This window comes from Segatella oris (assembly GCF_900637655.1).
In the GTDB taxonomy this organism is placed as follows: domain Bacteria; phylum Bacteroidota; class Bacteroidia; order Bacteroidales; family Bacteroidaceae; genus Prevotella; species Prevotella oris.
Genome location: NZ_LR134384.1, coordinates 2,054,197 through 2,068,530, shown reverse-complemented (window position 1 = coordinate 2,068,530; position 14,334 = coordinate 2,054,197). Strand labels below are relative to the sequence as shown.

The 14,334-nt window shown below is 42.8% G+C and carries 8 protein-coding genes and 1 tRNA gene; 7 read left to right on the top strand and 2 right to left on the bottom strand.

Going from position 1 to position 14,334, the window contains the following annotated elements; all coding sequences use genetic code 11:
* The first annotated feature begins 46 nt into the window (after positions 1 to 46).
* On the top strand, positions 47 to 517 hold the full coding sequence (locus EL210_RS08625; RefSeq protein WP_025879649.1) for a hypothetical protein: 471 nt from the start codon (positions 47 to 49) through the stop codon (positions 515 to 517).
* Here EL210_RS08625 and EL210_RS08620 read toward each other — a convergent pair.
* Both EL210_RS08620 and uvrA read right to left on the bottom strand, forming a co-directional pair.
* Positions 501 to 1,358 (bottom strand): glycosyltransferase family 2 protein, encoded by an 858-nt coding sequence (locus EL210_RS08620; protein WP_026285851.1) that lies wholly within the window; start codon positions 1,356 to 1,358, stop codon positions 501 to 503. The genes EL210_RS08625 and EL210_RS08620 overlap by 17 nt on opposite strands.
* 35 nt (positions 1,359 to 1,393) lie before the next feature.
* Positions 1,394 to 4,213: an excinuclease ABC subunit UvrA gene (gene uvrA, locus EL210_RS08615; RefSeq protein ID WP_018919160.1), complete on the bottom strand. Its 2,820-nt coding sequence runs from the start codon at positions 4,211 to 4,213 to the stop codon at positions 1,394 to 1,396.
* Positions 4,214 to 4,369: 156 nt separating this feature from the next.
* Here uvrA and EL210_RS08610 point away from each other — a divergent pair.
* The 6 genes from EL210_RS08610 to carB all read left to right on the top strand — a co-directional run bounded on the left by EL210_RS08610 (position 4,370) and on the right by carB (position 14,108).
* Positions 4,370 to 4,457: transfer RNA gene (locus tag EL210_RS08610), tRNA-Ser, on the top strand.
* Positions 4,458 to 5,125: 668 nt separating this feature from the next.
* The gene (locus EL210_RS08605; RefSeq protein WP_004372664.1) at positions 5,126 to 5,902 is read left to right on the top strand and encodes a polysaccharide biosynthesis/export family protein; all 777 of its coding nucleotides are present in this window, start codon (positions 5,126 to 5,128) and stop codon (positions 5,900 to 5,902) included.
* A gap of 94 nt (positions 5,903 to 5,996) precedes the next feature.
* Positions 5,997 to 7,841, top strand: coding sequence for a glutamine--fructose-6-phosphate transaminase (isomerizing) (gene glmS / locus EL210_RS08600; protein ID WP_018919159.1), 1,845 nt, complete (start codon positions 5,997 to 5,999; stop codon positions 7,839 to 7,841).
* Between the two features lie 13 nt (positions 7,842 to 7,854).
* Entirely contained in the window at positions 7,855 to 9,741 is a 1,887-nt protein-coding gene (locus tag EL210_RS08595) for an amidophosphoribosyltransferase (protein WP_018919158.1), read from the top strand.
* Positions 9,742 to 9,799: 58 nt separating this feature from the next.
* Positions 9,800 to 10,876, top strand: a complete 1,077-nt coding sequence (gene carA, locus EL210_RS08590; RefSeq protein WP_018919157.1) for a glutamine-hydrolyzing carbamoyl-phosphate synthase small subunit — start codon at positions 9,800 to 9,802, stop codon at positions 10,874 to 10,876.
* Between the two features lie 7 nt (positions 10,877 to 10,883).
* On the top strand, positions 10,884 to 14,108 hold the full coding sequence (gene carB, locus EL210_RS08585) for a carbamoyl-phosphate synthase (glutamine-hydrolyzing) large subunit (RefSeq protein WP_018919156.1): 3,225 nt from the start codon (positions 10,884 to 10,886) through the stop codon (positions 14,106 to 14,108).
* Positions 14,109 to 14,334: the final 226 nt, after the last annotated feature.

Genomic DNA, 14,334 nt, shown 5'->3' with positions numbered 1-14,334 from the left:
AAAAGCCAAAGAATTTATCTATCTTTGTCTTAAAATAAATTAGTATATGAGTTTTATTCTGTATCCATTTGTCAGGAAAGTAATGACGATAGGTTTGCTGAGTCTGTTTTGGTTTGGTTTCGGTTCGTGTAGTCATCAGGAAGAAGGCGATGCTGTCAAAATGAGCGTAGATTCCTTTTCGCAGAACTATTTCAATTGGAAGTTCCAACAGGCCATGCCTTATGTTACACATTCTTCTCACCAATGGTTATATTATGCGGCCAGTCAAGTGGAACAGGCTGACGTTGACCGACTGCGCAGCATGGTGCGGGGAGCAGAATGCCAGATTGTAGATGTCGAAGAAAATCCCGAAGATTCAACGGCGATTTCGCATGTTGAAGTAAATGGTTTCTTGTGTATGGATACGGTTGGAAAGGCTGCTCATCTTGTGGATAAAGCTACCTATGAACTCAAACTCCGTTTTCAAAATGGGAAATGGTTGGTTGATCTTGAGGGACTCCCTAAAAGAGTGAAATAAAATATCCCAATTTATATAGTTTGTAAAGTTTTAAGTTAGGATGTGTGCCACAGAGTTTTGCACGCCAACTCTCCTTTCTTGTTTTCCAAAAAAACAAGAAAAGACCTTGCAGATGAAAACGTTTCATTTCATGAACCGTGTCTAATAATGGCGAAAAGCCTTTTAGGTCTGCTTGGAAAGTGTAGAGTGTCCGCATGGCTTCTTCTGTCTTTTCCACGAACCTACTGTTGCTTTCAAATTTGTCAAACAGCAGGGGATTGTTTATTTGGGCAAAGGATATATCATCTTCTGACAGTCTTTTCCCTAAGAGCACATCTTCATATCCATAGTGTTTGAAGCGTTCATCGAAAGGGTGGGCAAGGGCTGTCATTCGGTTTATCAACAGATTTGCCGTGTGCAGATTGCTGTAAGCGTTCTGCTTCCTGGATTTTGGAAGACCCTTGCTGACTGCATTTTTCTCATAAAGATACCTTAAATTGGATATTGCTCCATTGCCCAATTGATAACCTCCGTATGCAACTTTGAAGCTGTTGGCAAGTTCTATATAGTGCAGAATGAAGTCGTCAAGGAGCACTGTCATGTCACTGTCAATAAACAGAAGCCATTCATAGGCGGCTTCATCAGCAAGGAAATTGCGAATGGCGGCACGTCCTACGTTCTCTTTACGCAGAATATAACGGGCATTTTCAAGTTCAAGTATCTCTTTGTTGATATGGCATGTATGTTTATCAGTACTGCCATCATCAGCCACGATAATCTCATAACGCAAGCCTTCAATGTCTTCACATTGCACGTCAAGCGCCTTTACCAATTCTACACATTGACAGTTGTAGCAGGGAATGAGTATGCTTAGTTCTGTTTTGATAAGTTCAGATTTTAAAGTTTATCCTTTAAGAATTTTGCCGTTATACTTTCCTTGCACTTTACAAGTTCTTCCGGAGTACCTTCGAAAACGAGATTTCCACCTTTGTCACCACCTTCAGGACCAAGGTCTGTCACATAGTCGGCACACTTGATAACATCCATGTTATGCTCTATGACAAGAATGGTGTGGCCTCGTTCTATCAGTGCATTGAAAGCATTTAGCAATCGTTGTATGTCATGGAAGTGAAGTCCTGTTGTAGGCTCATCGAAAATGAACAATGTGGGCTCTTGCTTCTCCTGACCGATGAAGTAAGCTAATTTCACGCGCTGGTTCTCACCACCGGACAGCGTACTTGAGTTCTGACCAAGTTTGATATAGCCGAGTCCTACATCCTCTAAAGGTTTCAGACGGTTTACGATAGTCTGTTGTTTGTATTCTCCAAAGAATTCAATGGCTTCAGATACCGTCATGTTAAGCACGTCATTGATGTTCTTGTCATGGAACCGTACCTCCAGAATGTCATGCTTAAAGCGTTTGCCATGGCAGGCTTCACATTCCAAAATGAGGTCAGCCATGAACTGCATCTCAACATTGATAACGCCAGCTCCCTTGCATTCTTCACATCGTCCGCCTTCTGTATTGAATGAGAAATATTGGGGCGTGAAGCCCATTTGCTTGGCCAATGGCTGGTCGGCAAAAAGTTGTCGGATGGTTTCATAGGCCTTGACATAGGTGGCAGGATTAGACCGAGTGCTCTTTCCGATGGGGTTTTGGTCAACGAATTCCACGTGTTTAACGGCCTCCCAGTCACCTTCAAGAGCCGTATATTCGCCGGGGGCATCGGCCACTTCGTCTAAATGACGCTTCATGGCAGGATAGAGTATGCCTTTGATGAGGCTTGATTTGCCTGATCCTGACACACCTGTTACACAGTTAAAGACATTGAGAGGAAACTTGACATCAATGCCACGGAGGTTATTCATGCGTGCTCCTTTCAGTTCAATGGCTCTGTTCCATTTGCGCCTTGACTTGGGAGGTTCAATGCTTTCGTTCCCGGTGAGATATTTAATAGTGTAGGAGCGTGGGTATTTCTTGAGCAGCTTCTCTGCTGTGTTGTTCAGTTCTTCGGTACTTCCTTGGAAGACAATCTCACCTCCATGGCTTCCGGCATCGGGGCCGACGTCAATCAGATAGTCGGCAGCACGCATGATTTCTTCGTCATGTTCAACCACCATGACCGTGTTTCCAAGTTTCTGAAGGTCTTTCAGTACATGGATTAATCGTTCGGTATCCCTACTATGGAGACCGATACTCGGTTCGTCGAGAATATAGAGTGAACCCACTAATGAAGAGCCTAACGATGTCGTGAGATTGATGCGCTGACTCTCTCCACCGCTGAGTGTGCTCGATTGGCGGTTGAGTGTGAGGTAGCCCAGCCCCACTTCAACCAGAAATCCTAATCGGTTCTTAATTTCAGTAAGCAAGCGCTTGGCGATGTCTGCCTCATGTTCTTCGAGTTGAAGCTTATCAAACCAATCTTTAAGTTTACTGATTGGCATCTCAACAAGCTCGGTAATGCTTCTTCCGCCCACCTTTACCCATGTGGCTTCTTTCTTCAGTTTGGTTCCATGACAGTCAGGACATACAGTCTTTCCCCTGTACCGACTCATCATTACACGATATTGAATCTTATACTGGTTCTCTTTCACCATTTGGAAAAAGGCATCAATGCAGACTTTATCATGTATGTCTTTTCCCTTTTCACTGGGCAGTCCATGCCAAAGCATGTCTTTGTGTTTGCGGTCGAGTTGATAGTAAGGTTCAAATATAGGGAAGTTATCTGTAGCCGCACGTCGTATGAATTCCGTCAGCCATCCCCCCATTTTATCACCATGCCAGCATTGTACACAGCCGTCATAGACACTGAGTGTAGAGTTGGGAATGACAAGTTTTTCATCAATTCCAATAACGTTTCCAAAGCCTTCGCACGTTGGACAGGCACCCAAAGGTGAGTTGAATGAGAACATGTTGTCGTTGGGTTCTTCAAACTTGATGCCGTCGGCTTCAAAGCGTGTAGAGAATTCATAGGTGATATTACTGGGCAGAAATACCAGTTTCAGCAGGCCATCGCCCTCGTAGAATGCCGTTTCAGCAGAGTCGGTCATACGCGAAATGGCATCCTTGGTGTCGTCAACACTCATGCGGGCTATGACCAAAAAGAGGGTTGAAATGTCTGTTTTCTCAATATCACCTTCATTCAACATGTCTTCAATACGTACGACTTCGCCCCCTTTGTAAAGGCGGGAATAGCCCTCCTGCATATACATTTCGAGTTGTTTCTCCAACGTTCTGCCTTCGATGATATGCAGTGGTGAGAGCATCATGAACTTCGTTCCTTTGGCATATTCCATGATGCAATGAATGACATCTTCAGGCGTATGACGCTTTACCTCCTCTCCGCTTATGGGCGAGAAGGTATGTCCTATACGTGCAAAGAGCAGGCGCATGTATTCGTAAATCTCTGTATTGGTGCCCACTGTAGAGCGGGGATTGCGCGAAATCACTTTCTGTTCGATGGCAATGGCTGGTGGAAGCCCTTTGATAAAGTCGCATTCGGGCTTGCTCATACGCCCTAAAAACTGTCGGGCATAGGCCGAAAGACTCTCAACATAACGGCGTTGTCCTTCGGCATAGAGCGTGTCAAAGGCTAAAGAAGACTTGCCTGAACCTGATACCCCCGTTACAGTGATGAATTGATTGCGGGGAATGTTGAGCGAAATGTTTTTGAGATTGTTGACGCGTGCTCCTTTTATTTCTATATATTCGTCCATAAATGAAATGCAATGTTTCAGAGAGTAGCAAAGGTACTTGTTTTCTATGACAAAACAGGCAAACATTCATTTTAATTGTCTTATACCGTATTTTTTTTGCTTTTTAATGGTAGAAATTAAAATAAAAGTATTAGTTTTGCACCGCATTTAGAAAAAGGAAAGGTGCTCGAGTGGTTGAAGAGGCACGCCTGGAAAGCGTGTAACCGCCTAAAGCGGTTCGTAGGTTCGAATCCTATCCTTTCCGCGAAATGAAAGTGAGATGCTTTGTTTGAGTGTCTCACTTTTTGTATAAAACGGGTTGACAAGATTTGAGAAACACATCGTTATGTAAGATTTTATTCACTAAAAAAGTGCATCTGATTTTCCATGAAATAGAAAAGGACTTAGTGGAAAATATACTCTTGTATTGCCTTTTCGGTTATTCTGTGTCGTGATTTGTGTCACATTACACGGTATTTAGCGTCACTTCAGCCTCTGATCTGTGTCATTTTGCAGGCTAAAGTGAGGCTTGTTGCAAGCTGTTTCCAATGCTTTTCAATGTTGTTTGGCATAGACTGAGTTGATATTTTGCCTGATAATTTAAGCTGTTCTCCTTGCTTTGGAGTTATATTGCTGGTTATCAGGGGTTTATTTATGTGGCTCATAACTCGCGTATTTGCATCCTCCTTGGTTTTATTTTGAAACAGAGGCCTTCTTGAGAGGGGTTTTGTAAGATAATTTGCATATCTGAGTTGTGTGCAAATCAACCTTACTTGATATCGCGTTTATGTGTAGATGAAGAATTCCCATGTAGGGAACGAGTTTGTTATTACCTGCAAATTGGTGGATAAGATTTATTTAATGAGTGAAAAATTTGCCATTCTGAAAAAATAGAATTAAATTTGCAAAGGTTTAATTTACCCAAATAAGGATATGAAGAAAACATTGTCTTCGCTGTTTGTTTTAGCGATAGTTTTATTTCTGAGCAGTTGTGCTTCGGTAAAGAAAGTGCCCTATTTTCAAAATATTGATCAGGTAGATTTCGCGGCATCTAAAGGTCTTTATGATGCGCATATCATGCCAAAAGACTTGTTGACGATTACTGTTAATACAGTTGATCCGGCGGTTTCAGCCCCATTTAATCTGACGGGAACCAACGGGCAGAGCACCAGTAGTGCTTCCCAAGGTTATTTAGTTGACAACAAGGGGGATATAAATTTTCCCGTAATCGGCAAGATACATGTGACAGGTCTCACGAAAGAACAGTGCGAAGACTTGATAAAACGCAAGTTGGCCCCTTATCTTTCAGATGAAGAGAAGCCTATCGTTACAGTGCGGACATCAAGCTATCGCATCACGGTGATAGGTGAAGTTGGCTCTCCGGGAGTCATTCCTGTGTCAACGGAGAAGATGAGCATTATTGAGGCTTTGGCGCAGGCTGGTGACCTTACGGTTTATGGAAAGCGTGATAATATCATACTCTTGCGCGAGAATGCTGACGGTGGAAAGGAGTATCATCGCTTGAACTTGAATGATGCGAACATCGTGAACTCTCCTTATTACTATTTGCAGCAAAACGATGTAATCTATGTTGAACCGAACAAGGTGAAGGCTCGTAACTCGATAATCGGCACTTCGACGTCGCTTTGGTTCTCCTTTGTTGGGATAGTTACCAGTTTGACTTCTCTCTTAGTAACGGTGTTAAAATAGAATGAAAAAGGAAAATGAAGAATGATGATTGATTTCTAATCGGTTTCATTCTTCTTTTTTTAATATCATAGATATAAAATAATCAGACGAAAACATGTGTGGAATTGTAGGATATATAGGTAAGCGTGAGGCTTATCCCATTTTGATAAAGGGGCTTAAGAGATTGGAATATAGAGGATATGACAGTGCAGGAGTTGCATTGATAGATTGTGAAGACAATCTTAACGTCTATAAAACGAAAGGGAAAGTTGCTGATTTGGAGGCATTTTGTGCAGATAAGAATACGTCTGGATCAGTTGGAATAGCACATACACGTTGGGCTACCCATGGTGAGCCTTCATCCGTTAATGCCCATCCGCATTATTCTTCGTCTAAGAATTTAGCTATCATCCACAATGGAATTATTGAGAATTATGCAGAGATAAAGCGTAACCTGATAGCCAAAGGGGTTGTGTTTCAATCAGAAACGGATACGGAAGTGCTTGTTCAGTTGATAGAATATGTGCAGGTGAAGAAGAACCTTGATACGCTGACTGCCGTGCAAGTGGCGCTTCATCAGGTGATTGGTGCCTACGCTATAGCCTTGCTTGACAGGCGTGAACCCAATCAGATTATAGCGGCACGCAAGCAGAGTCCTTTGGTTGTAGGCATCGGAAAAGATGAATTCTTCTTGGGTTCGGATGCCAGTCCGATAGTTGAATTCACTGATAAAGTGGTTTACTTGGAAGATGGAAATATAGCCGTGATGCGCTTGGGTGAAGAGTTGAAGGTTGTTAATCTGCTCAATCGGGAGCAGAATCCTTCGGTTCAAACCATTGATATCAACCTCGGTCAGATAGAAAAAGGTGGCTATCCACATTTTATGCTGAAAGAAATCTTTGAGCAACCCGATTGCTTGAAAACGTGTATGTGTGGGCGTATAAATGCTGAGGCTACAAATGTGACCTTGAGTGCTGTCATAGACAATAAAGACCGTTTGCTTCTGGCGAAACGAATTATCATTGTAGCTTGCGGTACAAGTTGGCATGCTGCACTGATTGGCAAGCAACTCATAGAAACCTATTGCCGTATACCTGTAAACGTAGAATATGCGAGTGAGTTCAGATACCGCAATCCGGTGGTTTCGAGTGATGACGTTGTTATTGCCATGTCGCAAAGCGGAGAAACGGCTGATACGTTGGCTGCTGTAGAACTTGCAAAGGCAGCCGGTGCTTTTATTTACGGCATTTGTAATGCTGTGGGGTCAAGTATACCTCGTGCAACTGATACTGGAAGCTATATTCATGTAGGGCCGGAAATCGGCGTTGCATCAACAAAAGCCTTCACAGGGCAAGTGATTGTATTGACAATGTTGGCTTTGGCACTGGCAAAAGAGAAAGGAACAGTGAGCAAAGAGGATTACGAAAGGGTTGTTAAAGAACTTTCTTTGATTCCTCATAAGATGCAGGAAGTGTTGAAGCTAAATGATAAAATAGCTAATCTGAGCCAGGTTTTCACCTATGCTCATAACTTTATTTATCTGGGACGCGGCTATAGTTATCCGGTTGCAATGGAAGGTGCATTGAAGTTGAAAGAAATCAGTTACATTCACGCTGAAGGTTATCCGGCTGCAGAAATGAAGCATGGACCAATCGCTTTGATTGATTCTGACATGCCCGTTGTCGTTATAGCAACGCACAATGCCATGTATGAGAAGGTGCTGAGTAATATTCAAGAGATCAAAGCACGCAAAGGGAGAGTGATTGCCTTGATAACCAAAGGGGATGAAACGATTAGCCGAATTGCAGACAAAGTTATCGAACTGCCCGAGACATTGGAATGTCTTGAACCTTTGTTGGCAACAATTCCTCTTCAACTTCTTGCATATCATATTGCAGTTTGTAAGAATAAGAATGTTGATCAGCCTCGAAATTTGGCGAAGTCTGTTACCGTAGAATAATCAAATCAAAGAGATGGAAGAGATAAAGGAAGATTGTGGCGTTGCGTTGATACGCTTGTTGAAGCCACTTGAATACTATCAGCAGAAGTATGGCACTTGGATGTATGGCCTCAATAAACTCTATCTCATGATGGAGAAACAGCATAATCGAGGGCAGGAAGGTGCAGGATTGGCTTGTGTAAAGCTGAATTCGAGACCCGGACATGAGTATATGTTCCGTGAAAGGGCCGAGGGTTCGAATGCCATTACAGAGATATTTGGTAATGTACATAAGAATTATGCAGATGTAAGTCCTCAACAGTTGGCGGATGTAGACTATGCAAAGGCACACCTTCCTTTTGCCGGAGAGCTTTATATGGGACATCTTCGGTATAGTACAACGGGTAAGAGTGGCATTACGTATGTGCATCCTTTCTTGAGAAGAAACAATTGGCGGGCAAAAAATCTCTGCTTCTGTGGAAACTTCAACATGACTAATGTTGATGAAATCTTTGAGAAGTTGACCTTGCAGGGGCAGTGTCCCCGCATTTACAGTGATACGTACATCATGCTTGAACTCATGGGACATAGACTTGACCGTGAGGTCGAAAGGAATTTTGTCGAAGCCAGAAAGCAGAACCTTACGAATACTGATATTACCCGTTATATTGAAGATCATGTCAAGATGGAGAATGTCTTGAAAACTACAATGCCTGATTTTGATGGCGGTTATGTGGTGTGTGGTGTAACCGGAAGTGGGGAGATGTTCTCTATGCGTGACCCTTGGGGAATTCGTCCGGCATTCTATTACAAGAATGATGAAATGGTAGTGTTGGCAAGTGAACGTCCTGTTTTGCAGACAACCTTTGAACTTGAGTACGAAGATGTGAAGGAGTTGGAACCAGGAAAGGCGTTGATGGTGAAGAAAAACGGGGAATGTTCAATTGAAAGAATTCTTGAACCACGTGGTGATGCCGCTTGTTCTTTTGAGCGTATTTACTTCAGTCGAGGTTCTGACCGTGATATTTATAATGAGCGGAAGAAGTTAGGAGAGCAGTTGACAGAACAGATTTTGAAGGCTGTAAACTATGATACGGAGCATACAGTATTCTCTTATATTCCTAATACTGCCGAGGTTGCATATTATGGAATGTTAGACGGTTTCATGCGTTATCAGAACAACGAAAAGATAAAGAAGATTGAAGCGTTGGGACACGTGCCTACGCATGAGGAGCTTATGGCTATCATGCATGAAGGCGTTCGCTCTGAAAAGGTGGCTTGGAAAGATATTAAACTCCGCACATTTATCACGGAAGGAAACAGTCGTAATGATTTGGCGAGCCATGTTTATGATATAACTTATGGGAGCATAGAGGCCAATCAAGATAATCTTGTGATTATAGATGACAGTATTGTAAGAGGAACAACGCTGAAGAAGAGTATTCTTCGGATACTTGATCGTTTGCATCCGAAGAAGATGGTGATAGTAAGTAGTGCACCACAGATACGTTACCCTGACTATTATGGCATTGATATGCCTTGCTTGGAAGAGTTCTGTGTGTTCCGTGCAACTATTGCCTTGCTGAAAGAGCGATGCATGGAGAGTGTCATTTACGATACTTATAAGGCTTGCTTGGAAGAGCTTCGAAAGCCTAAGGAACAGATGATTAACCGGGTTCGCGCTATATATGCGCCGTTTACTGTAGACGAAATCAATGCAAAGATAGTGGAGATGCTTTGTCCGGAAAGTGTTTCTACACCAATAGAACTGGTTTATCAGAGCATTGAAGGACTTCATAAAGCGATCCCTTCGCAAAAGGGTGATTGGTATTTCACGGGGCATTACCCGACTCCGGGGGGGACAAAACTGTGTAATCAAGCTTTCATTAACTACTATGAACGAATAGAAAAAGGTTGTTGATGACAGATAATAGCAGAAGGATAAAATGATTTGTTTAAACTTTATATAAAGGTATATAATGAAGAACGTAACTTTAGTCTTGAGTGATGGAACTAAATTCCATGGCAAAAGTTTTGGCTATGACGCGCCTGTTGCCGGTGAGGTAGTTTTCAATACGGCAATGATGGGCTATCCGGAAAGTCTCACCGATCCCTCTTATGCAGGGCAGTTGATGACTTTGACTTATCCACTTGTGGGAAACTATGGTGTGCCTCCTTTCACTTTTGAAGCCAACGGACTCCCTACTTTCATGGAAAGCGATCGGATCTATGCCTCTGCCATCATCGTAAATGACTATAGTGAGGAATATAGTCATTGGAATGCAACAGAGAGTCTTGCCGATTGGTTGAAGCGTGAACATGTGCCAGGTATAACTGGAATTGATACGCGTGAGTTGACTAAAGTCTTGCGTGAACATGGCGTCATGATGGGAAAGATTATCTTTGATGACGAACCAGAAAACATACCCGAAGCCGATTATGAAGGAGTGAACTTTGTAGATAGGGTTTCTTGCAAGGAGATTATCAGATATAATGAAGGTGCAGGGAAGAAAGTGGTCTTGGTTGATTGCGGTGTGAAGGCTAATATTATTCGTTGTCTAATCAATCGAGGTGTGGAGGTTATCAGAGTTCCTTGGAACCATGATTACACCAATATGGAGTATGATGGCCTTTTCCTTGCCAATGGCCCGGGTGATCCTGATATGTGTTCTGATGCAGTTGATATTATCAAAAAGCAGATGAGCCAGACCACAAAGCCTATATGTGGTATCTGTATGGGTAACCAACTGCTTTCAAAAGCTGCAGGTGGTGAGATTTATAAACTGAAATATGGTCATCGTGGGCATAATCAACCAGTGCGCCTCGTGGGTACCGAGAAATGTTTTATTACAAGTCAGAACCATGGTTATGCTGTGAATGCAAAAACTTTAGGCAAGGACTGGGAGGAGTTATTCGTCAACATGAATGATGGTTCCAATGAAGGAATACGTCATAAAACGAATCCTTGGTTCTCAAGTCAGTTCCATCCAGAGGCTTGCTCGGGGCCTGTTGACACTGAGTTTATGTTTGATAAATTTGTAGAAACATTAAAGTAGAAAGACGATGAAAGACGAAAATATAAAGAAAGTGTTACTCCTTGGTTCGGGAGCCTTAAAGATTGGCGAAGCCGGAGAGTTTGACTATTCGGGTTCACAGGCGCTTAAAGCATTGCATGAGGAGGGTATTGAGACCGTTCTTATCAATCCGAATATTGCTACAGTCCAGACTTCTGAAGGCGTTGCTGACCGGATTTACTTTCTTCCTGTGCAGCCTTATTTCGTAGAACGGGTTATTCAAAAGGAACATCCTGATGGCGTTTTGCTCTCTTTCGGTGGACAGACAGCGCTCAATTGTGGTGTGGAATTAGAACAAATGGGTGTGTTTGCAAAGTACGGTGTCAAGGTGTTGGGTACACCAGTTGCTGCCATTATGAATACTGAAGATCGTGAACTCTTTGTTGAACAGCTGAATGAAATTCATGTAAAGACCATTAAGAGTGAGGCTTGTGAAAATGTTGAAGAAGCCCGAAAAGCTGCGTCTTCTCTTGGTTATCCTGTCATCGTGCGTGCTGCTTATGCATTAGGTGGACTGGGTTCAGGTTTTGCTGATGATGAAACTGAACTGAACAAACTTTGTGAAAAGGCCTTTTCTTTTTCCCCTCAAGTGCTTGTTGAAAAGAGTTTGAAAGGTTGGAAAGAGATAGAATATGAGGTGGTGCGTGACCGTTATGACAACTGTGTGACGGTTTGTAACATGGAAAACTTCGACCCTTTGGGCATTCATACCGGTGAAAGTATTGTTATTGCACCTTCTCAGACATTGACTAACAGTGAATACCACAAGCTTCGCGCACTGTCAATCAAGATTGTTCGCCATATAGGTATTGTAGGAGAGTGTAACGTGCAGTATGCTTTCGACCCCAAGAGTGAGGACTATCGTGTTATTGAAGTTAATGCCCGATTGTCTCGTTCGTCTGCACTTGCCTCGAAAGCTACGGGCTATCCTTTGGCTTTTGTCGCTGCCAAGCTGGGTATGGGCTATGGACTTTTTGAGTTGAAGAACTCTGTTACCAGAACGACCAGTGCTTTCTTTGAGCCTGCTCTCGATTATGTGGTCTGCAAAATTCCTCGTTGGGACCTTTCCAAATTCCACGGTGTAGACAAGGAATTGGGGTCAAGTATGAAGTCTGTCGGTGAAGTTATGGCTATTGGTCGTAACTTTGAAGAAGCTATTCAGAAAGGACTTCGCATGATTGGTCAGGGAATGCATGGCTTTGTTGAGAACAAGGAGCTCAAGATAGAAGACCTTGATGCAGCTCTTCGTGAACCTACCGACAAGCGTGTTTTCGTCATATCGAAGGCCATGCATAAGGATTATACGGTAGATCAGATACACGAACTCACCAAGATTGATAAATGGTTCTTGGAAAAACTGAAACACATCATCGATATTGATGAGGCGTTGAAGAAGAACAATATCAACACGTTGGATAAGGAATTGCTGCGTACGGCAAAGGTTTATGGTTTCACCGACTTTCAGATAGCACGTGCTATTGGGTTGGAAAAGGAAATAGGAAATATGCATAAGGCAGCCATGTTGGTTCGAAATAAGCGTAAGTTTTATGGTATCCTTCCTGTGGTGAAGCAGATTGATACCCTTGCTGCTGAGTATCCTGCACAGACGAATTACCTTTATGTTACCTATGGTGGTGTGAAGAGTGATATTACGTTTGAAAATGACAAACGCTCTGTTATCGTACTTGGTTCGGGTGCTTATCGTATTGGAAGTTCCGTTGAATTCGACTGGTGTGGTGTGCAGGCGTTGAATACTATCCGCAAGGAAGGCTGGCGTTCTGTAATGATAAACTATAATCCAGAGACCGTTTCAACAGATTATGATATGTGTGACCGTCTTTATTTTGATGAGCTGACATTCGAGCGTGTCATGGATATCATCGAAATGGAGAATCCACATGGCGTGATAGTTAGTACTGGCGGACAGATTCCAAACAATCTGGCGATGAAGCTTGATGAGCAGAATGTGCCTATCTTAGGCACTAAAGCGCAGGATATTGACGGTGCAGAAGACCGTGCAAAGTTCTCATCTATGCTGACCGAAAATGGCATCAATCAACCAGAGTGGAGTGCCTTGACGAGTATGGAAGATATAGATGAGTTTATCAGTAGAGTCGGTTTCCCCGTGCTTGTGCGTCCTTCTTATGTACTTTCCGGTGCAGCTATGAATGTCTGTTCCAACGAAGAAGAACTGAAACGCTTCCTCCAATTGGCGGCAAATGTCAGTGAAGACCATCCAGTTGTAGTCTCAAAGTTCATTGAGCATGCTAAGGAAATCGAGATGGATGCCGTAGCTAAGAATGGAGAGATACTTGCTTATGCTATCAGTGAGCATATAGAGTTTGCCGGAGTTCACTCTGGAGATGCCACCATTCAGTTCCCCCCGCAAAAGCTCTACGTAGAGACGGTGCGTCGTATTAAACGTATAAGTCGGCAGATTGCCAAGCAACTTCATATCAACGGCCCTTTCAATATTCAGTTTATGGCCCGAGATAATGACATACTGGTTATCGAGTGTAATCTGCGTGCCAGTCGTTCATTCCCATTTGTAAGTAAGGTATTGAAGATTAATCTTATAGAATTGGCCACGCGAGTGATGCTTGGACTGCCTGTTGAGAAGCCAAGTAAGAACCTTTTCGACCTTGATTATGTGGGCATCAAGGCCAGTCAATTCTCTTTCAACCGTTTGCAGAAGGCCGATCCTGTGCTGGGTGTTGATATGAGCTCTACGGGAGAAGTTGGCTGTTTGGCTGATGATACGAATGCCGCGCTGTTGAAAAGCATGCTGTCTGTAGGGCAGCGAATTCCTAAGAAGACAGTACTGCTTTCTACAGGTGGTGCAAAACAGAAAGTTGATATGCTTGATGCTGCCAAACAATTGGTTGCACATGGCTATGAACTCTATGCCACTGGTGGCACCAGTAAGTTTCTCGAAGAGAATGGTATAGCCAATACGCGGGTTTACTGGCCATCGGAAGCGGGACAACAACCACAGGCTTTGGATCTGTTGCACGAGCGAAAGATTGATCTGGTCGTTAATATTCAGAAGAACCTGACGGTGCATGAACTGACTAATGGTTATAAAATTCGGCGTGCTGCGATTGACCTTAATGTGCCACTGATTACGAATAGCCGCTTGGCAAGTGCTTTCATCAATGCTTTCTGCACGATGACACTTGATGATATTGATATTAAATCCTGGAATGAATACTAAGGATAGAGGTTTCATAGAGATGTTTCCGGCTGATTTTTACCTGTCGGAGACATCTCTTATCTTCAGTGATAAGTATTATCCTCAACAGTCAATCATTTTGTTAACATTATTTTAATATTTATAAGTCGCTGTGTATCAGCTGTTTAATAAAAAGTTACAGAGAGAACAAAAAAAAGTCGTTAAAAGTTGAATGTCATATAAAAAAAATACTTATCTTTGCATCGTT

Excerpts from the sequence above, each read along its gene's own strand:
- EL210_RS08625 (WP_025879649.1), top strand. The coding sequence starts at position 47 with ATGAGTTTTATTCTGTATCCATTTGTCAGGAAAGTAATGACGATAGGT.
- uvrA (WP_018919160.1), bottom strand. The coding sequence starts at position 4,213 with ATGGACGAATATATAGAAATAAAAGGAGCACGCGTCAACAATCTCAAA.
- EL210_RS08605 (WP_004372664.1), top strand. The coding sequence starts at position 5,126 with ATGAAGAAAACATTGTCTTCGCTGTTTGTTTTAGCGATAGTTTTATTT.
- glmS (WP_018919159.1), top strand. The coding sequence starts at position 5,997 with ATGTGTGGAATTGTAGGATATATAGGTAAGCGTGAGGCTTATCCCATT.
- EL210_RS08595 (WP_018919158.1), top strand. The coding sequence starts at position 7,855 with ATGGAAGAGATAAAGGAAGATTGTGGCGTTGCGTTGATACGCTTGTTG.
- carA (WP_018919157.1), top strand. The coding sequence starts at position 9,800 with ATGAAGAACGTAACTTTAGTCTTGAGTGATGGAACTAAATTCCATGGC.
- carB (WP_018919156.1), top strand. The coding sequence starts at position 10,884 with ATGAAAGACGAAAATATAAAGAAAGTGTTACTCCTTGGTTCGGGAGCC.